Annotated in this window: 19 protein-coding genes, 1 tRNA gene and 1 pseudogene; 19 read left to right on the top strand and 2 right to left on the bottom strand. The window is 66.6% G+C overall.

Annotation, left to right across the window (positions count from 1 at the left end; genetic code table 11):
* The first annotated feature begins 4 nt into the window (after positions 1-4).
* The 3 genes and pseudogenes from AAYO93_RS04045 to AAYO93_RS20170 all read left to right on the top strand — a co-directional run.
* Positions 5-196, top strand: coding sequence for a DUF4244 domain-containing protein (locus AAYO93_RS04045; RefSeq protein ID WP_345763731.1), 192 nt, complete (start codon positions 5-7; stop codon positions 194-196).
* Positions 189-545 carry a TadE family type IV pilus minor pilin gene (locus AAYO93_RS04050; protein WP_345763732.1) on the top strand — a complete coding sequence of 119 codons (357 nt, stop codon included), beginning with the start codon at positions 189-191 and terminating at the stop codon, positions 543-545. The genes AAYO93_RS04045 and AAYO93_RS04050 overlap by 8 nt, the downstream gene beginning before the upstream one ends.
* 100 nt (positions 546-645) lie before the next feature.
* Positions 646-867, top strand: a pseudogene (locus tag AAYO93_RS20170) (Rv3654c family TadE-like protein); the annotation flags it as partial.
* Between the two features lie 81 nt (positions 868-948).
* On the opposite strand, the gene AAYO93_RS04055 reads toward AAYO93_RS20170, so the two are convergent.
* Positions 949-1,194, bottom strand: coding sequence for a hypothetical protein (locus AAYO93_RS04055; protein ID WP_345763733.1), 246 nt, complete (start codon positions 1,192-1,194; stop codon positions 949-951).
* A 213-nt stretch (positions 1,195-1,407) separates the two neighbouring features.
* On the opposite strand from AAYO93_RS04055, the gene topA reads away from it, so the two are divergent.
* The 7 genes from topA to AAYO93_RS04090 all read left to right on the top strand — a co-directional run bounded on the left by topA (position 1,408) and on the right by AAYO93_RS04090 (position 9,342).
* The gene (gene topA, locus AAYO93_RS04060) at positions 1,408-4,215 is read left to right on the top strand and encodes a type I DNA topoisomerase (RefSeq protein ID WP_345763734.1); all 2,808 of its coding nucleotides are present in this window, start codon (positions 1,408-1,410) and stop codon (positions 4,213-4,215) included.
* Positions 4,212-4,844, top strand: a complete 633-nt coding sequence (gene tmk, locus AAYO93_RS04065; RefSeq protein WP_345763735.1) for a dTMP kinase — start codon at positions 4,212-4,214, stop codon at positions 4,842-4,844. Before topA ends, tmk begins: the two co-directional genes overlap by 4 nt.
* Positions 4,845-4,896: 52 nt before the next feature.
* On the top strand, positions 4,897-6,048 hold the full coding sequence (locus AAYO93_RS04070; protein ID WP_345763736.1) for a DNA polymerase III subunit delta': 1,152 nt from the start codon (positions 4,897-4,899) through the stop codon (positions 6,046-6,048).
* 25 nt (positions 6,049-6,073) lie between these two features.
* Positions 6,074-7,633, top strand: coding sequence for an alpha/beta hydrolase (locus tag AAYO93_RS04075; protein WP_345763737.1), 1,560 nt, complete (start codon positions 6,074-6,076; stop codon positions 7,631-7,633).
* Between the two features lie 63 nt (positions 7,634-7,696).
* Positions 7,697-8,377, top strand: a complete 681-nt coding sequence (locus tag AAYO93_RS04080; protein ID WP_345763738.1) for a TetR family transcriptional regulator — start codon at positions 7,697-7,699, stop codon at positions 8,375-8,377.
* 95 nt (positions 8,378-8,472) lie between these two features.
* A tRNA-Thr gene (locus AAYO93_RS04085) sits at positions 8,473-8,548 on the top strand.
* On the top strand, positions 8,536-9,342 hold the full coding sequence (locus AAYO93_RS04090) for a Clp protease N-terminal domain-containing protein (RefSeq protein ID WP_345763739.1): 807 nt from the start codon (positions 8,536-8,538) through the stop codon (positions 9,340-9,342). Before AAYO93_RS04085 ends, AAYO93_RS04090 begins: the two co-directional genes overlap by 13 nt.
* Positions 9,343-9,394: 52 nt before the next feature.
* On the opposite strand, the gene AAYO93_RS04095 is transcribed toward AAYO93_RS04090, so the two are convergent.
* A complete protein-coding gene (locus tag AAYO93_RS04095) occupies positions 9,395-10,102 on the bottom strand; it encodes an alpha/beta fold hydrolase (protein ID WP_345763740.1) in 708 nt (235 codons plus the stop codon).
* 131 nt (positions 10,103-10,233) lie between these two features.
* Here AAYO93_RS04095 and AAYO93_RS04100 point away from each other — a divergent pair, with 131 nt between their 5' ends.
* The 9 genes from AAYO93_RS04100 to AAYO93_RS04140 all read left to right on the top strand — a co-directional run bounded on the left by AAYO93_RS04100 (position 10,234) and on the right by AAYO93_RS04140 (position 19,466).
* Positions 10,234-11,229, top strand: coding sequence for a Gfo/Idh/MocA family protein (locus AAYO93_RS04100; protein ID WP_345763741.1), 996 nt, complete (start codon positions 10,234-10,236; stop codon positions 11,227-11,229).
* Between the two features lie 58 nt (positions 11,230-11,287).
* On the top strand, positions 11,288-12,766 hold the full coding sequence (locus AAYO93_RS04105) for a D-alanyl-D-alanine carboxypeptidase/D-alanyl-D-alanine-endopeptidase (RefSeq protein ID WP_345763742.1): 1,479 nt from the start codon (positions 11,288-11,290) through the stop codon (positions 12,764-12,766).
* A 32-nt stretch (positions 12,767-12,798) separates the two neighbouring features.
* Positions 12,799-13,380, top strand: a complete 582-nt coding sequence (locus tag AAYO93_RS04110) for an isochorismatase family protein (protein WP_345763743.1) — start codon at positions 12,799-12,801, stop codon at positions 13,378-13,380.
* A gap of 61 nt (positions 13,381-13,441) precedes the next feature.
* The gene (locus AAYO93_RS04115; RefSeq protein WP_345763744.1) at positions 13,442-15,664 is read left to right on the top strand and encodes an MMPL family transporter; all 2,223 of its coding nucleotides are present in this window, start codon (positions 13,442-13,444) and stop codon (positions 15,662-15,664) included.
* 127 nt (positions 15,665-15,791) lie between these two features.
* A complete protein-coding gene (locus AAYO93_RS04120; RefSeq protein WP_434056667.1) occupies positions 15,792-16,835 on the top strand; it encodes a thiamine pyrophosphate-dependent enzyme in 1,044 nt (347 codons plus the stop codon).
* Between the two features lie 10 nt (positions 16,836-16,845).
* Positions 16,846-17,820, top strand: coding sequence for an alpha-ketoacid dehydrogenase subunit beta (locus AAYO93_RS04125; RefSeq protein ID WP_345764809.1), 975 nt, complete (start codon positions 16,846-16,848; stop codon positions 17,818-17,820).
* Complete coding sequence (locus AAYO93_RS04130; RefSeq protein WP_345763745.1) at positions 17,813-18,136, top strand: biotin/lipoyl-containing protein; 324 nt, start codon at positions 17,813-17,815, stop codon at positions 18,134-18,136. Before AAYO93_RS04125 ends, AAYO93_RS04130 begins: the two co-directional genes overlap by 8 nt.
* Positions 18,136-18,924 (top strand): alpha/beta fold hydrolase, encoded by a 789-nt coding sequence (locus AAYO93_RS04135; RefSeq protein ID WP_345763746.1) that lies wholly within the window; start codon positions 18,136-18,138, stop codon positions 18,922-18,924. Before AAYO93_RS04130 ends, AAYO93_RS04135 begins: the two co-directional genes overlap by 1 nt.
* Positions 18,925-19,001: 77 nt before the next feature.
* Positions 19,002-19,466 carry an Lrp/AsnC family transcriptional regulator gene (locus AAYO93_RS04140; protein WP_345763747.1) on the top strand — a complete coding sequence of 155 codons (465 nt, stop codon included), beginning with the start codon at positions 19,002-19,004 and terminating at the stop codon, positions 19,464-19,466.
* Positions 19,467-19,524 lie beyond the last annotated feature (58 nt).

Raw genomic sequence — 19,524 nt, forward strand, 5'->3', positions numbered from 1 at the left:
CGAGATGACACACAAGGCATGGTCACGCGCAGTGGCAGCACTCTCAGACGAGCGGGGATCGGCGACAGCCGAGTACGCCGTCGCAACGATGGCCGCTGTGGGGTTCGCCGGGCTCCTTGTGGTCATACTCCGCGGAGACGAGGTCAGGCAGGTACTGACCGATCTCGTGAGGCGAGCTCTCTCCATCGATGTGTGACGCAGTTGAATCCACCTCCGAGCGAGGCAGCGTCACCGCGGAGTTCGCGGTCGTCGCTCCGGCGATCGTCCTCGTCCTCGCGCTCTGCCTGGGTGCGCTTCAAGCGGTGACCCAGCAGCTCCGGATCACGGATGCGGCTGCCGACGCCGCACGGGCGCTGGGGCGTGGCGACGCCGTCGAAACGGTCACCGCTCGCGCTCGCACGGCGATCGGTGCGGTGACGCTCTCCGTAGCGAGCGAGGGAGACTTCATCTGCGCCCGCCTTCGATCGCCCGGCCCTGCCGGTCCGTTCGGGGCACTCGGGCTCACTCTGGTCGGACGGTCGTGCGCGGTCGCGGGCGGTCTCTGAGATGAAGGTGTTCGAGACGCACGGGCGCGTGGCTACTGGCTCCGAGCCAGGGCGTGCGGCATTCAGCGAACGCGGATCGGTCTCGATCATCTCGATCGCGATGATCGGCGGGATTCTCGCGCTGACCGGATGCATCGCCGGAATCTCGGCGGCCTTCGTCGTCAAACAGCGCGTCGTCGGGGCCGCGGACGCTGCGGCTGTCGCTGCCGCCGATGTCGTGTCCGGGGCGATGCCGGGCTATCCGTGTGCGCGGGCAGACGATGCGGCGAGTATCAATGGAGGCACCCTGGTCGACTGCGCGATCAACGGCCCCTTGGTGACTGTGCTTGTGAAGGCACAGGTTCTCACCTTCGAGGTTCGAGTGCGCGCTCGGGCGGGGCCACCACGCACGCTGGAGCCTCTCTCAGTCGAAGACGGCCTCGAGGTAGCGGTATTCGACGGCGCTCGGCCGGCTGTCGAGGGCGTCGTCGGAAGCGAACTCCACGCCGCCACCCCGTGTATAGAGGTAACGCTTGCCGCCCGACTCAGCCTTGATCTCGATTCTCGGGCGCGGGTCACCCGACTCCAGGAACTCGGCAGTGATGGTTTTGCCTTCCAGCGGACCATCGGTCAGTTTCGCGGTATACGTCCCCATCGATGTTGTACCCATGAAGGCCATTTTCCTCGGCCACAGCGCCACCGCAAGGTCTGCGCTGAAGGCGAACGAGCCCGGAACGATTAGGTGTAAAAGCAGTAGAGGTGTGTATGGTGTGCCTTGATGGGCGGCGCTGCTCACGATCACAGCTGGGGGAGAGCGCCGGGGGAGCGCATCTACTCCGGGCCCAGCTGTTTCTCCACAGGATGCGTATATAAGAGGAGTCAGGTGCCAGACACGAAGAAGCTGGTCATCGTCGAGTCACCGACGAAGGTGAAGTCGATCGCCCAGTACTTGGGAGCGGGATACGAGGTCATGGCCTCGGTTGGTCACATCCGCGACCTGATCGAGCCCAAGAACCTTCCGCCGGAGCTCAAGAAGGGCTCGCTCGGCAAGTTCTCCGTCGACGTCGAGAACGACTTCGAACCGTACTATGTCGTCTCCGACCAGAAGAAGAAGACGGTCGCCGACCTGAAGCGCGCCCTCAAAGACGCCGACGAACTCCTGCTCGCAACTGATGAGGACCGCGAAGGCGAAGCCATCGCGTGGCACCTGATCGAAGTCCTGAAGCCCAAAGTGCCTGTGCGTCGCATGGTCTTCCACGAGATCACCCGCGAAGCGATCGAGCGTGCACGGGACAACACCCGCGAGATCGACGCTGCGCTCGTCGATGCCCAGGAGACGCGACGCATCCTCGACCGCCTGTACGGGTACGAGGTGTCGCCGGTTCTCTGGCGCAAAGTAGGTCCCGGCCTTTCGGCGGGCCGCGTGCAGTCCGCCGCCACCCGTCTCGTAGTCGACCGTGAGCGGGAACGCCTCGCGTTCGTCGCCGCCGGCTACTGGGACCTCACGGCGCAGCTGGCACCGACTTCGGAGGGTGACAGAGCTGCCAGTTCATTCGAAGGACGCCTGGTCAGGCTCTCCGGCGAACGAATCGCCACAGGACGAGACTTCGACGACCGCGGCCAGCTGAAGAGCAGCGCCCGAACCCTCGACGAATCGGCCGCCTCCGCGCTGGCCGAGGCGATCGCTCTGCCGAGCACCGTCGTCGCAGTCAGCAAGGTCGAGTCCAAGCCGTATTCGCGCCGTCCCGCGGCCCCGTTCACGACCTCGACGCTCCAGCAGGAGGCCGCACGAAAGCTGCGGTTCTCTGCGCGCCAGACGATGAGCGTCGCCCAGTCGCTCTACGAGAACGGCTACATCACCTATATGCGCACCGACTCGCCGTCGCTCTCGAAGCAGGCGACCGACGCGGCGCGTAAACAGGCTGCAGACCTCTACGGTGCCGAGACCGTACCCGACAAGCCACGGACCTACGCGGGAAAGAACAAGAGCGCGCAGGAGGCCCACGAGGCGATCCGTCCCTCAGGCGAGACCTTCCGAACGCCGGCGGAGCTGGCTTCCGTCCTGCGTGGCAACGACATGCGACTCTACGACCTCATCTGGAAGCGCACCGTCGCATCGCAGATGGCCGATGCCAAGGGCCAGACCGCCTCAGTGACGATCGAGGCTTCGCTGACCGAAGGCGACAACTCCGGTACTGTGGCCGAATTCTCGGCCAGTGGAACGGTGATCACGTTCCGCGGCTTCCTCCACGCCTACGAAGAAGGCCGGGATGAAGAGCGGAACGCGACGACGGAGCCGACCGAGTCCAAGCTTCCTCCGCTCGAGGCGGGCCAGAAACTGGAAGTGGTGGATGTCGAGGCGAAGGGCCACGAAACCACTCCGCCGCCGCGCTACACAGAGGCGAGCCTGGTGAAGACGCTCGAAGAGCTGGGTGTCGGCCGACCGTCCACCTACGCGTCGATCATCTCGACGATCGTCGACCGAGGGTACGTGACACCGCGAGGCCAGGCGCTCGTTCCCAGCTGGGTCGCGTTCTCCGTGGTCCGGCTGCTCGAAGACTATTTCGGCGAACTGGTCGAATACGACTTCACCGCCGAGATGGAGGACGACCTCGACCGCATCGCCGGGGGAGAAGCCGAGCGGAACGACTGGCTCAACAGCTTCTACTTCGGAAGCGATAAGCACAAGGGCCTCCGTCAGGTCATCGACAACCTGGGCGACATCGACGCGCGAACGATCAACTCCATCCGCATCAATGACGACATCACTCTCCGCATCGGCAAGTACGGCCCCTATCTCGAGATCGTTGAGCCCGGCGCCGCCGAAGGCGCCACACCGCGCCGGGTGAACATCCCGCAAGACCTCGCTCCCGACGAACTCACGCCTGCAAAAGCGCTCGAACTGATCGATGCGCCGGTGCAGACCGATCGGATTCTCGGCGTGAACCCGGCGAACGGTAAGCAGGTCGTCGCAAAAGACGGCCGGTTCGGCCCCTACGTCACCGAGCTTGAACCAGAGGAGCCCGAAGCGCTGAACGTTGACGGCGCGAGCGTCGACCCCGAGACCGGCGAGATCGTCGAGGCTCCGGCGCGTGCCGCCGTCAAGTCGAAGAAGGCCGTCGCCAAGAAGGCAACGGCGTCGAAGCCGCGTACCGCGTCGCTCTTCAAGTCCATGGATCTTGCGACGATCGATATGGATACGGCCATGCAGCTATTGGACCTTCCGCGGGTTGTCGGGGCCGACCCGACCACGGGCGACGAGATCCAGGCTCAGAACGGTCGCTACGGCCCATACCTGAAGAAGGGTACGGACACCCGCTCGCTGACTGCGGAAGACGAGATCTTCTCGATTGACCTCGCAGGCGCACTCGACCTGTTCGCGCAGCCCAAATACGGCGCGCGGCGAGCGTCGAGCGCTCTCAAGGAATTCGAAGCTGACCCGGTGAGCGGCAAGCCGATCAAAATCAAAGACGGGCGTTTCGGACCCTATGTGACCGACGGCGTGACCAACGCGACGATCCCCAAGAGCGAAATGGTCGAAGAGGTCGACTTCGAACGCGCGGTGCAGCTGCTGGCCGACAAGCGGGCAAAGGGACCAGCCAAGAAACCCGCGGCCAAGAAGGCGACCACGACCAGGAAAACGCCTGCCAAGAAGGCGGCCATCACACGTAAGGCATCGACCGCCACGTGAGCGAACGGAACGACCAGGGCCTGTTCATCACGCTCGAAGGCGGTGACGGTTCGGGAAAATCGACTCAGGCGCAACTGCTTTCCGACTGGCTGCGCGAACACGGAAGGACCGTCGTCAGAACGCGCGAACCCGGCGGAACCGACGTCGGCGTCGAAATCCGCGAGATCGTCCTGCATCACCGCGGTGACATCGCACCGCGGGCAGAGGCGCTTCTCTACGCAGCAGATCGCGCCCACCACATCGAAACGTTCGTCCGCCCGGCTCTCGCACGAGGCGAAGTCGTCATCCAGGACCGATACCTCGATTCGTCAGTGGCCTATCAGGGCGTCGGGCGCGTCCTCGACCCGACAGAGATCCGCAACCTCTCCCTCTGGGCGGCCGAAGGTCTCCTGCCCGACCTCACCATCCTTCTCGACCTCGACGAGACCGTCGCTCGTACGCGACTGGACAGCGCGCGGACCCGCTACGATCGCCTCGAAGCCGAGAAGGCTGAGTTCCACGCCCGCGTGCGGGCCGCCTACCTCGGGCTCGCGGCAGACGAGCCGGGACGGTTCCTGGTTCTCGACGCCGCACAGCCGGTCGGCGAGATCGCTGCCGCGATCCGCGAGCGCGTCGACACACTCCTCTGATGCTCCTGTGGACGGCGTCAGCGACGTCGGCGGCAGACGATAGCCTTGGACAATGGCAGTGTGGGACGACCTGACAGGTCAGGCTGAAGCCATTGCCATCTTCGAGGCAGCGGCAAGCGCGCGAGACGGCGGCGCTATGACGCATTCGTGGCTCATCACCGGGCCGCCGGGATCGGGGCGGTCCAACCTCGCCTTCGCGTTTGCCGCCGCCCTGCTCAGTCCGGGCGACCCCGAAGGCGACCTCGCCACCCGTCGTCAGGTCGACGCACGAACCCACCCCGACCTCGCCGTGCTCAGCACTGAGCGCGTGATCATCTCGATCGAAGAAGTGCGCAGTCTCGTCGCGAGTTCCCAATTCTCACCATCCTCCAGCCACTATCGCGTGATGATCATCGAAGACGCCGACCGTATGAGCGAACGCACATCGAACGTGCTCCTCAAGGCGCTCGAAGAACCGCCCGAGCGCACCGTGTGGATCCTCTGCGCTCCGAGCGACGCCGACCTGATTCCGACCATCAGGTCCCGTGTGCGCACCGTCCGCCTGCGCGTTCCGAGCACGACCGACGTCGCCGAACTCATCCAGCGGCGCGACGGCGTCGACGAGGTCGTAGCGGAGCGTGCCGCCCGCGAGGCGCAGAGCCACATCGGCATGGCCCACCGGCTTGCGACCAATGCGGAAGCCCGGCGGCGGCGCGAAGAGACCATCGCGATCGCCCTCGGAATCCGATCGGTCTCCGACGCCGTGCTGGCTGCGGCCCGCCTGCTCGAGATCGCGGGGGCAGACGCCAAGGCGATCACCGAAGAGCGAGACGCAGAGGAGCGAGAGCACACACTCCGATCGCTCGGGATCGAACCGGGCGGCACGATCCCCCCGGCCCTTCGCGGTCAGCTCCGGCAGCTCGAAGAAGACCAGAAGCGTCGTGCCACGCGCAGTCTCCGAGACGGCATCGACCGCATCCTCGTCGACCTGCTCTCGCTCTATCGCGACGTCGTGATGCTGCAGCTCGGCAGCGCGAGCGAACTCGTCAACAAAGAACGTCACGACCAGCTGGTGCTTCTCAGCACGCATTCGACTCCGGCAGATACCCTCGCAGCAATGGATTCGATCGCGTCCGCGCGCGAACGCATCGACGGCAACGTCGCACCCGCACTTGCGCTGGAGGCGATGCTCGTCTCGATCGTGCGCGGGTCAGCACGATCCTGAGCGCGATCGTGAACAAGGAGAAGGCGTGACAACAGGCAAGACAATGCGGCCCGGTCGACGTGTCGGGACCCGCTGGTCGGTGCTCGCCGTCTTCACGGTCGTGGCACTGACGCTCAGCGGATGCGTCGGGCTCTTCCTGCCGTCTCAGACGCGCGCGACATCGACCCCCGTCGCCGAAGATGTCGCTGCCGACCTTCAGCCGTTCTACCAGCAGAAACTCGAGTGGACCAGCTGCGCCAGCGGCATGCAGTGCACGACAGTGAAAGCGCCGCTCGACTGGGCGAACCCGTCGGCCGGGCAGGTCAAACTCGCGCTCATCCGTCACCAGGCGACCGGGACGCGCCTCGGTTCTCTGCTGGTCAACCCGGGCGGCCCGGGCGCATCCGGCTACGACTTCATCAAGAACTCGCTCGACTTCGCAGCCGACAAGAAACTGCAGGCCTCCTACGACGTCGTCGGGTTCGATCCTCGCGGTGTCGGCCGGTCCTCGGCGGTCACCTGCTACGCGCCTGCGCAGATGGACGCCTACCTCTACGACATCACGCCCGGAGTTCGCGGGTCAGACGAATGGATCGCCAACAACGTCAGAACGGCCAAGGAATTCGGGAGCGCCTGCGCGAGCAACACCGGTGCACTGCTCGATCACGTCGACACTGTGAGTGCCGCCCACGATCTCGACCTCATGCGAGCGACACTCGGCGACAAGAAACTGAATTACCTCGGATACTCCTACGGCACCTACCTCGGCACCGTCTACGCAGGCATGTACCCGCAGAAGACGGGGCGCCTGGTACTCGACGGCGCTCTCGATCCCGCCTCGGACAACAACGACGTCACCACCATCCAGGCCAAGGGTTTCGAGAGCGCGCTCCGCGCCTACCTCGCGGACTGCCTGGCGCACGCACACTGCCCGTTCTCGGGAACAGTCGCAGACGGCATGGCGACGATCACCGACCTCCTCGCGTCAGTCGAGGCGAGTCCGATCCGCAACAGCGACGGGCGTGAGCTCGGTGCGAACACTCTGGTGACGGCCATCATCTTCCCGCTGTACGACCGCGCGAGCTGGAGGTATCTGAGCAAGATGTTCAGCTCCGTCATGCAAGGTTCCGCCTCGTTCGCCTTCCAGCTGGCCGACGCATACAACAACCGCAACGATGACGGAACCTATGCGGACAACTCCATGGAAGCCTTCACCGCGGTCAACTGCCTCGACTACAGCTACAACGCCGATCCGTCCGTCATGAAGCAGCAGGCGGCCGAACTCGCCAAGGCCGCGCCGGTGATCGGTCCCTATCTCTCCTATGGCGACATCTCGTGCGCGAACTGGCCGTACAAATCGACGCTGAAGCGCGGTCCGATCGCTGCCGCCGGCTCGGCCCCGATCCTCGTCGTGGGCACGACGAACGACCCGGCTACGCCGTATGTCTGGGCGCAGAACCTCTCCAGGGAACTCGAGAACGGCCACCTTGTGACCTACAAAGGCGAAGGGCACACCGCTTACAACAAGTCGAACTCCTGCGTGAACAACACGGTCGACGACTTCTTCGTCCACGGGACGGTGCCGGCCGAGGACCCGAAATGCTGAGCCAGCGAAAGCAACATTCGCATTTAAGTGGTGCAAGTTTGCACAGAACGCAATAATTGGGCAATGAGCGTCATCGAGGAAGAACTGGGGCTGCGCGAACGCAAGCGCCTGGCCACACGTCGTGCGATCCAGCTTGCGGCTGTGGAACTCGCCAGCAAGCGCGGGTTCGACAAAGTCACCATCGACGAGATCAGCCACCTGGCGAACGTCTCGCCGCGAACGTTCTTCAACTACTTCCCGTCGAAAGAGTCGGCGATCATCGGTGAATTGCCCGAAATGCCCGACTCGTTCACGATCGAAGAATTCGTGGAAGCGGGGCCGCATGAGCCCATCCTCGACGGCATCCGCAAACTTCTGGTCGCGGCGATCGACACGGGCGACCTCGACACCGGCGGTCCGGCGGTCGATGCCGGGGATGCTCGAACAGCGCGCGACCTGCACAACCTGCGGCGCGCGCTCCTCAAGGACAACCCGGAACTGTTCGCGCTACGGATGGCGAGCATGCATCAGTTCGAGGATGCGCTCAGTGCGGTCATCCAGCGGCGTCTCGCACACGACACGCCGGGGCTCGCCGACGACCCCGAGACGCTGCACCAGCGGGCGCGCCTTGTCACCTATGTGGCATTCGCCGGAATGCGCCACGCCTGGTCCTGCTGGGCAGACCACGGCGGTGTCGAACCCCTGGCGGATCGTCTGCGCAGTTCGTTCGAACAGCTCCAGACACTCAGCAGCGTCGTCCGCTGATCGCCGCACCGTCCGGGCCGAGCGTGTGTGCGAACGCGCCCGCGGCATCAGGTAAGCTATCTAGCTGTGCGTCGCGCTCGTAGAGCAAGGCCCACGCCGCCCTAGCTCAGTCGGCAGAGCATCTCACTCGTAATGAGAAGGTCAAGGGTTCGATTCCCTTGGGCGGCTCCAGTAGGACCCGTCCACGAAAATCGAGCTGTCTGTCTCAATCTGCGATGCAGATTGGGGTTCCGATTTCCCTGGACACCTTGATCAGCTTCGTTCGGGCGATCCACCCCGACGGTGATGCCCTTGATGCGCTGTCTGATGCGAGGCGGGTTTCTGGCCGCGTCGAGGATCAGGCGGATGCGCTGATCGGCTATTTCGTGGATCAGGCTCGCCGCGCCGGGGCTTCCTGGAGCCAGATCGGCGACAGTATGGGTGTCTCGAAACAAGCGGCTCAGCAGCGTCATGTCGCTCGCTCGGGTGAGCTGGTTGCGGGCGGAAGGCTCTTCGAGCGGTTCGCCCCACGCGCCCGCAATGCCCTGGTCGTCTCACGCCAGTTGGCGGCCGACGACGATCAGGCCACCGAGACCGAGCCTCGCCACATCATCGGCGCCCTGCTCAGTGAGCCGGACAGTGTTGCAGCCCAGGCGGTTCATGCCCTCGGCGTCAGCGACGAGAAGGTGTTCGACGCCCTACGACTCCCTCCGGTCGTCCGCCTGGAATCCGACGCCAGCGCGGAGCAGACGCGCTCGGTCCAGTTCGGTATCGAGGCGAAGAAGCTCATCGCCCGCTCGCTGGACATCGCTCTGCACTACGTCCACAACTACATCGGGACAGAGCACCTCATTCTGTCGGGCGCCACCGAGGGTCCGGCCCAAGCCGAGCTCGAGGCGCTAGGCCTCAGTAGCGCACAGCTTCGCCCGGTGATCGAGAACCTGATCGGCGCAGTGCAGGCAGCCAAGCAGTCGAAGCCCGAGTGACGCCGGCCGGCCGCCGAGCCGGCAGGGTTTGCGAGGATCTTCTCGGCAGCGATCAGGCGATGTCGCGTGAGACCGCCGCGACGATTGCCGCACCGAGGTCTGCGGGGCGGGTGAACTGGGGCCAGTGCCCTGTCGGCAGGTCTATCAGCTCGACGTCGTGCATCCGCGACAACTCCGCGACGAAAGGTACGCCTCCGTCAATCCACTGTCGAAGCTGCTGCGTCGAGAACTCGCAGGCGATGACCGTCGACGGCACGTCGTATCGCCGGGCGTTGTGAAGGTGCTGCCGGTCGGTCATCACCCGATACGGCTCGGGCACGGCGCGGGCGCGGAAGTTCGCGCGCAGATCGTCGGTGAGATCGATGACGTCCTCGGGCTCGAACGCATCCCACTCGGGAAGCGGCACGCTGTCGCCGACGGGGGCGTAGTCGTCTGTGACGAAACCGCCTTCGCCGAGGGGCACGCTGTCGACGTAGATGGCGCGTGCGACGCGGTCGGGACGCGCATCCGCCGCCGCATGGATCATCGCGCCCGCGCCGGAATGACCGACGAGAACCACTGGGGCGGTCGCAGCATCGATCGCGGCGGTGACGGCGTCGACGTGGTCGCGCAGCCCGATGCCGCTGCGGTCGGCGTCGACGGACTCGAGTCCAGGCAGGGTGAGCGCTTGCACGTCATGACCTGCGTCCACCAGTGTCGGCGACACCCCCGACCAGGAGGACGCGTCGAGCCAGAAGCCGGGAACCAGGATGATGTTCATGCCCGCGATGCTACTCGGGGCATCCGACCCCGCCGCGGCCCGGCCGCAGGCACACTGTCCTCGCGTCTCCGCCCTGTTGCGCGCTAGCATCGCAAGCGGCGCCCGGCACCGGCCGGCCCGGAGGGAGACGCGTGTCTGCAGGAGCCGAAAGCCCTATCCGCTGGGGAATCCTCGCGACCGGCTGGATCGCGAGCGAGTTCACCAAAGACCTGGTCCTGACGGGGCACGAGGTGCAGGCTGTCGGCTCGCGGAACCTCGAAAGTGCGCAGGCGTTCGCCGACCGGTTCGGCATCCCGACGGCACATGGCAGCTACGAAGAGCTCGCGGCCGATCCCGACGTCGACATCGTCTACGTCTCGACGCCGCACGCCTTCCACGCCGAGAACGCGATCCTCATGCTGAACGCCGGCAAGCACGTGCTCGTCGAGAAGCCGTTCACCCTCAACGCGGCCCAGGCGCGTGAGATCGTCGATCTTGCCGCGTCGAAGGGACTCCTGGTGCTCGAAGCGATGTGGACCAGGTTCCTGCCCCACGTCGTCCGGATCCGCGAGATCATCTCCGAAGGCACCCTCGGCGAGCTGCGGCAGTTCGACGCGGATCACCGTCAGAAGGCACCGACGGATCCTCGCCACCGGATGAACGCGCTCGATCTCGGCGGTGGCGCGCTGCTCGATCTGGGCATCTACCCGATCTCGTTCGCCGCCCACCTTTTCGGTACTCCCGAATCCGTGCTGGCGAGCGCTCGGTTCCAGGAGGGCGGCGCTGATTCGCAGGTCGCGACGATCTTCCGTTACGCAGACGGGCAACTGGCCACGTCGATCTCAGCGCTCGACACACTGGGGCCCAACGTGGCGACGATCGTCGGCACAGAGGGACGGATCGACATCGACTCCGTCTGGTACTCGCCGACGACCTTCCGAGTGCTGAACAGCACGGGCGACGTCGTCGAGTCGTACGACCAGCCGGTCGAGGGGCGCGGGATGCAGTTCCAGGCCGACGAAGCGGAGCGACTGATCCGCGCGGGCGAGCTCGCCAGCCCCATCCTGTCGCCCGAGGAGTCCGTTTCGATCATGGCGACGATGGATGAGATCCGCCGCCAGATCGGCCTCGTCTACCCGGGCGAATAGGCGGGATCCCGGGAAAATGCTGGCAATAGCGTACAGATTGGGCGGGTAACATACTCGGATGCGTGAATCGGAGACGACAGAACGAGCGGGCGACACGCCCGCAGCTTCGCCGTTCGCCGGCATCCTGAGCACGGTGCGCAGGCACCCTCTGGCCTGGATCATCGCCGGTTCGGCGGTTGTTCTGGTCGTGCTCGGGTCGGGCGCGGTCGCTCTCGGCGCATCCGTCGGCACCTCCGCATCTGCTTCCACTCTGCCCAGCGCGAGCTCCACGCCGACTCCGACCCCCACGCGCCCTGTCGCGGCCCCGACCCGCCCGCTTCCCGTCGTAGCGCCCGCAGCGACGAAGATCCGCACCTGCTCGGTGAGTGGACTGGCGCAGGACGGCCGCCTGGGCAACCTCGAAGCTCAGGTCGTCAACGCCAAGACCGGCGCAGTACTGTTCGACCGGAACGGTGGCAAGCCGGGTCCGACCGCAAGCGTACTGAAGACGCTGACCTCCGCGGCCGCCCTCAAGGTGCTCGGTCCTGACTATCGGGTCTCGACGACCGTCGTGAAGGGGAGCGCCCCCGGCCAGATCGTGCTCGTCGGCGGCGGGGATGTGACGCTCTCGCGCCTTCCGGACGGCCAGGCATCGTTCTACACGGGCGCACCCAAGATCCAGGATCTGGCGAATCAGGCCAGGCAGGCGATGGGCGGACAGCCGATCACCTCGATCGTGGTGGACACGTCGCTGTTCGGCGGCCCGGTCTGGCAGCCGAGCTGGGATGAGCACGAGGAGCGCGTCGTCGAGGGTTCGACTTCGTACATCACGGCTCTGCAGGTCGATGGCGACCGCAACGACCCTACCGCGATCGAGTCTCCGCGGACCACCGACCCGGTCGGCCGCGCGGTGCAGTACTTCCAGCAGTACCTCGGAACGAATGTCCCGGTCACCCAGGGCACGGCACCGGCCGGCGCCCAGCAGCTCGCAGCCGTGCAGTCGCAGCCGGTCACAGCTCTGATCGACCAGGCGATGTCTGTCTCAGACAACACGATCATGGAGGAGCTCGCCCGGCTGGTCGCGATCAAGACGGGCGCGGGCAACACGTTCGCCGCCGAGAATGCCGGTGTGATCTCGGCCCTGAAAGGGTACGGAATCGACACGACCGGCATCCACATCGCCGACGGCTCGGGCCTGAGCGGCGACAACGCCGTTCCGCCGTCGTATCTCACCCGCCTGTTCGTGAAGGTGCTGAACCGGGAGAACGGACTCGGTGTCGTCTACGACGGTCTGCCGGTGGCGGGTCAGTCCGGCACGCTCGGCCCGGGCTACGCACGCTTCACCGGGGCGAACGCGGCAGCGCGTGGCGCGGTGCACGCGAAGACCGGATGGATCGACCACGGCTACACGCTGTCGGGTATCGTCACCGCAGCGGACGGAACTCCGCTGACCTTCGCCGTGTTCGCACTCGGTCCGGTGAGCGACAACGCCAAGCAGGCGATCGATACGCTGGTCACGGGGTTCTACCACTGCGGGGACAACCTCACGAACAACTAGGGTCGGCGTTCGTCGACCGGACGGAGGCGCTCATGAGCAAGGCCCTGTTCATCATCGACGTGCAGAACGACTTCACAGAGGGCGGGGCTCTCGGGGTCGACGGCGGGTCGGCCGTCGCGGCCGGGATCACGCGTTTCCTCGAATCGCATGCGGGCGACTACCGGACGATCTTCGCCTCCCGTGACTGGCACGACGCCGACAACGACAACGGCGGTCATTTCGCGACCGATCTGGCCCCCGATTTCGTCAACACCTGGCCGGTGCACTGCGTCGCGGGCACCACTGGAGCCGAGTATCACCCGGCCCTGGCGACCGGCAAGGTGACGTTCCACATCCGCAAGGGGCAGGGCGTCCCCGCGTACTCGATCTTTGAGGGCCGCACCGAGGCGGGCTCGACCGTGCACAATCTGCTCGACGAGCATGGGATCACCGACATCGACATCGCAGGGATCGCCACCGACTACTGCGTGCGGGCGTCTGCGAAGGATGCGCTCGAGCACGGTCAGCGGGTTCGGATCCTCACCGATCTCGTGGCCGGCGTGGCGCCGGAGTCCAGCGCTGCGGCGCTGGCCGAGCTCGCGCACCTCGGCGCTCGTCTCGAACCTTCCGAGTGATCGTCCGCTGGTTTATTTGCTAAGTTAGTTGCTAACTTGGCTAGATAACTATGGAGGACGCGTGAATCGGCGCACCGACTGGACCCCGGCACGCTGGCTGAGGATCCTGCTGCCCACCGTCGTGATACTTCTCTGGTTCGCGGCTGCGAGCTTCGGCGGTCCGACCTTCGGCAAGCTCTCGTCCGTCTCGAGCAACGACCAGGCGTCCTTCCTGCCCGCCAGCGCAGAGTCCACCGAAGTCCGCGACTGGCAACAGAAGTTCACCGACTCGAACGCCATCCCCGCGATCGTCGTGATCGAGTCGGATTCCGCGATCCCGCCGAGCGAACTCGCGAGCTACGCCACACTGGGCGAGAAGCTGGGCGCGGTCGATGGGGTTCAGCGGCCGACCGGCTCCGCCACGACGACGGTCGCAGGACCGATCCCATCGAAGGACGGCCGCGCGGTCGAGTTCATCGTGCCGGTCGAGGACACGAACGGCGTGAAGACGGTCGTCGCCGACCTACGGGCGGTCGTCGACAGCAACCTCCCGACGGATGCGCATGGCTGGGTCACGGGGCCGGCGGGCCTCACAGCCGACCTCGTCAATGCGTTCGGAGGGATCGACGGCATCCTCCTGCTCGTCGCGGTCGGGGCGGTCTTCATCATCCTGCTGCTGGTCTACCGATCGTTCGTACTTCCGTTCCTCGTGCTCCTGACATCCCTCTTCGCCCTCACCGCGGCGATCCTCCTCGTCTACGCGTTCGCGAGTTGGGGGTGGATCAAACTGAGCGGGCAGAGCCAGGGCATCCTGTCCATCCTCGTCATCGGCGCCGCCACGGATTACGCGCTGCTCCTCGTCGCCCGGTTCCGCGAGGCGCTCGGAGAAGTGGAGTCGCGCTGGGCCGCGATCGGCCGGGCGTGGCGGGCCGCCTTCGAGCCGATCGTCGCATCCGGTACGACCGTGATCATCGCGCTGCTCTGCCTGTTGTTCTCCGACCTCAACTCGAACAGGAGTCTCGGACCGATCGCCGCGATCGGGATCGTCTTCTCACTGCTGTCCGCGCTCACGCTCCTCCCGATGCTCCTTGTGCTGTTCGGGCGCGCAGCCTTCTGGCCGTTCCGGCCGAAGTTCGTCGGCGAGGAGCACCACGCGCCGGAGCATGCGGATGTCGCCGCCATCCACGGGCTCGAAGGCATCACCGGCCTCTGGCGTCGCGTGGGGGCGCTGATCGCCGGCCGGCCGCGTCTGACCTGGATCGCAGCGCTCATACTCCTCGGAGTGTGCATCGCGTGGCTGCCCCAGCTGCAGGCGAGCGGCGTCTCGCAGACCGACGTGATCCTCAGCCAGTCGGACGCGGTCGACGGCCAGAAGGTGCTCGCGCGGCATTTCGACGCCGGGTCGGGAAGTCCGGTCGTGGTCGTCGCGGATGCCGGCAAGGCGGAGGCGACGCTGGCGGCGGTCGAGCGCACCCCCGGCATCAGTGCGGCATCGCTTTACGTGGGCCCGATCGACCCGACCGCACCGGCCGCAGGGCCGGCCCCGGAGCCCATCGTCAGGGACGGGCGCGTGCTGATCAACGCGACCCTCGCCTCACAGGCGGATTCGGATGCGGCCGAACAGGTCGTGCGCGACCTGCGTGACACGCTCCCAGCCACCGACCCGAACGTCCTCGTGGGCGGCGTCACCGCGATCGCACTGGACACGAACGTGACGGCGCAGAGCGATCTGGTCAAGATCATCCCGATCGTGCTGGCCGTGATCCTGGTGATCCTGATGCTCCTGCTCCGTTCGATCCTCGCGCCGGTCCTACTGATCGCGAGCGTCGTCGTCTCCTATGCGGCGGCGCTCGGGGTGTCCGCCTTCGTCTTCAACGACGTCCTCCGGTTTCCGGGGGCGGATGCCGCGGTGCCGCTGTTCGGGTTCGTCTTCCTGGTCGCACTGGGCGTGGACTACAACATCTTCCTGATGACGCGCGTGCGCGAGGAGTCCCTGCGGATCGGCACGAGGCCGGGCATCCTCCGCGGTCTCGGAGTGACCGGGAGTGTGATCACCTCGGCCGGCGTCGTGCTGGCTGCGACATTCGCGGCGCTCGCCGTCATCCCGATCCTGTTCCTCGTGCAGATCGCGTTCATCGTCGCGTTCGGCGTTCTCCTGGACACCGTCATCGTGCGCTCGCTGCTGGTTCCCGCCCTGTCGTACGACATCGGTACGCCGATCTGGTGGCCGTCACGGCTGTGGCGCGAACATCGTCGAACAAAGCCGCGCATCCTGCACAGCGAAAGCGCCTCCACTCGCGCCTGAATGTACAGGGTGACCAGCATCCATTGTGCTTCTTGCCCACTCAGGTCCCGCGTGTCACAGTGGCCTCACGGGACGCGGGATGCCGCGCCGACAGCCCGTGGCGCCCCCTGAGACGAAACGAGACACGATGGCGATGACCACCCCCGAGCGGATGAACCACCCTGACGACGTGGACGGCGAGAACGTGGACGCCGACCTCCTGAGCAGTCTCTACGAGACCATGGTCGCCGTTCGCCACCTCGACCTCGACGCCGTCGCCATGCAGCGCCAGGGCATCATTCCTGGCTACGCACCGATGCGGGGCCAGGAGGCTGCTCAGGTCGGCAGCGCCGCCGCCCTCGAACGCACTGTGGACTTCGCCTTTCCGACCTATCGCGAACTCGGCGTCGCCATCGCGCTCGGCGTCGACCCCGTCTCCTACCTCGCGTCGCACCAGGGCGCGTGGCACGGCGGGCTCTGGAACCCGGCCGAGACCCACCTCGCGCCGCTCAACGCCGTCGTCGGGGGAGCGGTGACCCACGCGGTCGGCTGGGCGATGGGCGCACGACTCGACCACAGCGACGGCGTCGCAATCGCCTATTTCGGCGACGGTGCCAGCTCACAGGGCGACGTCCACGAAGCGATGAACTTCGCCGGCATCTACGAGCTCCCCGTCGTGTTCTTCTGCCAGAACAATGGATGGGCGATCTCAGTTCCCACGGAATCCCAGGTCGCGGGTGGTTCTGTCGCGGCCCGTGCCGAAGGGTACGGACTGGTCGGAAACCGCGTCGACGGGAACGATGTCATCGCTGTTCATCGTGCGACCGAGGCCGCGATCCTCCGCGCCCGGTCGGGCGGCGGTGCGACGGTCATCGAAGCGATGACCTACCGCGCGGGGCCGCACTCGACGTCGGACGACCCGGGCCGCTACCGCACCCTCGCCGAAGAGCAGGACTGGCTGACCCGCGACCCGCTCACCGTCGCCGAGGCCAGGCTGCGCGCACTCGGCTACGTCGACGCATACTTCGAGGGCGTGGAGGTCCAGGCGCGCGAACGCGCCGCAGAGGTGCGCGATGGTGTGGCCGCGCTCGGCGGACGACCCGGCGAGGAGATGTTCGATTTCGTGTTCGCCGAGCCCACCGCATCCCTTCTCGAACAGAGGCGCGCGTGGCAGGAGGCGTCGCGTGGCTGAGACGACGACGATGCAGCGCGCGCTCAACCGTGCGCTCGACGATGCCCTCGCGGCGGACGACCGCACGCTCGTGTTCGGCCAGGACGTCGGCCCGCTCGGCGGTGTCTTCCGCGTCACCGACGGGCTGAACGCGAAATACGGCGATGAGCGCGTGTTCGACACCCCGCTCGCCGAGTCGGGGATCATGGGGATGGCCGTGGGCCTGGCGATGGCGGGCTGGCGCCCGGTGCCGGAGATCCAGTTCGATGGGTTCTCGTACCCGGCGATCGACCAGCTCGTCAACCAGGTCGGGCGCATGCACTACCGCAGTCGCGGAACGCTTCCGATGCCGATCACGCTCCGCCTGCCGAGTTTCGGCGGCATCCGCGCCCCGGAGCACCACGGCGAGAGCCTCGAGGCGTTGTTCGCGCATGTGCCCGGCCTCAAAGTGGTGTCGCCGTCGAATCCGGCCGAGGCGTATGCGCTGCTCCGGCAGGCCATCGATGACCCGGACCCGGTCGTCTTCATGGAGCCGAAGTCGCGGTACTGGCACAAGGCCGGCTTCGACGAGGCGATGGCTGCCGAGCGGCTCCCGGTCGGCACGTCGCGGATCGTGCGGCCGGGAAGGCACGTGACCCTGATCGCCTGGGGCGCCATGGTGGCGCGCTGCCTGCAGGCGGCCGAGCTCGGCGCTGAGGACGGCGTCGAGATCGAGGTCGTCGACCTGCGCTGGCTCAAACCGATCGACGCGGCCGGTGTCGCCGAATCGGTCTCCCGCACGCGCCGCGCCGTGGTCGTGCACGAGGCGCCGCTCACCGCCGGCCTCGGCGCCGAGGTCAGCGCCCTCCTCATGGAGCACTGCTTCTCCGACCTCCGAGCGCCTGTCGGCCGGGTCACGGGGTATGACGTGCCGTACCCGTCTCCGGTGCTCGAAGACGAATACCTGCCCAGCATCGACCGCATCCTCGAAGCGGTCCAGCGAACCCTGGAGTACCGCCGTGGCTGAGATAACGTTCGCCCTTCCCGACCTCGGGGAGGGTCTGCAGGAGGCGACCATCCTCGAATGGCTGGTCGCCGAGGGCGACTACGTGGAGCGGAACGCGCCCCTCGTCGAAGTCGAGACGACGAAATCGGCCGTCGAGTTGCCGTCTCCTCAATCAGGAACGGTCGCACGGTTCCATGCCGCTGAGGGCGACGCCCTCGACGTCGGTGAGCCCCTGATCACGTTCGAGATCGCCGACGACGCCGTGGGGATCGTCGGAACCGTCCCGGATGAGGTTGCGCCCACGCGGCGCGTGCGACTCCAGCTTCCGGAGGATTGATGGACGCGGCCCAGCCATCGTTCGCCCACCCGTCGTTCGCAGCGACGGGCGACGGGCAGCGGATCGCCTACGAGCGCACCGAGGGCGGGCACCCGGTGCTGCTCGTCCACGGTTTCGCAACCACCGGAGCGCTCACCTGGGAGGCGACCGGCTGGGTTCGCGCGCTCGCTGAGGACGGGCGGGGTGCGATCGTCGTCGACCTGCGCGGCCACGGACAGAGCTCGGGCCCACACGATGGCGGCGCCTACTCGCCGACGATCCTCGCGGGCGATCTTCTCGCCGTCCTCGACACAGAGGGCCTCGAACAGGTGGACGTGATCGGCTACTCGATGGGCAGCTATGCCGCGCTCGCGCTCGCCCAGACGGCTCCCCAGCGCGTGCGGCGACTGGTCGTCGGCGGTATCGGCACCGAGGAGCAGTTCGCCCGCTGGGGCGTGGATGTGGTGCGTTCGGCGCTGCTGCAACCGGGCGACACCTGGGCCGACGTCGCGGATTCGCCGATCGGCCCGCTGCTGGCGTCGCTGCGCCAGGCGCCCGGACTGGACCGCGAAGCGCTCGCGGCCTGCGTGACGGGGATGGCAGCACATCCACTCGACCTGTCGTCCCCCGTTCCCACTCTGCTCGTCGTCGGCGAAGCAGACCCGGTGACGCAGGGGCGCGACGAAGCTGCACAGAAGCTCGGCGCCGAACTCGTGGTCATACCGAAGCGCAACCACGTCACCACGCTCAGTGCCCGGGCATTCAAGCAGGCCGCACTGCCGTTTCTGGAGCGAGCGAGCACGTCGTAGGGTCTTTCTCGCATCCGCTCTACACTGTGCATGACGGCACGGCGGAATGACGGCACGGCGGATGGGAGGAGGCGACGATGGTCGATGCACTCGATTCGGCGTTGATCGCGCTGCTCACCGAAGAACCCCGCATCGGCGTGTTCGAGGCGTCGCGTCGCCTGGGCGTCGCTCGCGGAACCGTCCAGGCGCGACTCGACCGGCTCCAGCGCGAGGGCGTCATCCGGGATTTCGCCCCGACGATCGACACTGAAGCGCTGGGCTACCCGGTGACGGCGTTCATCACCGCTGAGATCACCCAGGGCAGCGGAGACCGCTCGGTGATCGAACACCTCGACGGCATCCCCGAAGTGCTGGAAGTGCACACGATCACGGGTCAGGGCGACCTGATGGTCCGCGTCGTCGCGCGTTCGAACGCCGACCTGCAGCGCGTGATCGACGGAATCGTGAGCGACCCGGGGATCATGCGGACGTCGACGGTCATCGTGCTGGAGACGAAGATCGCGCACCGTGCGGTACCGCTCGTGCGCGCATCCCTCGACTGACGGCATCGCCGCCGCACGTGTTCTGTCCAGCCGCACTCGGTCTACGTAGTGCGGCGGG

The sequence above is a fragment of the Diaminobutyricibacter sp. McL0608 genome (assembly GCF_039613825.1).
In the GTDB taxonomy this organism is placed as follows: domain Bacteria; phylum Actinomycetota; class Actinomycetes; order Actinomycetales; family Microbacteriaceae; genus Diaminobutyricibacter.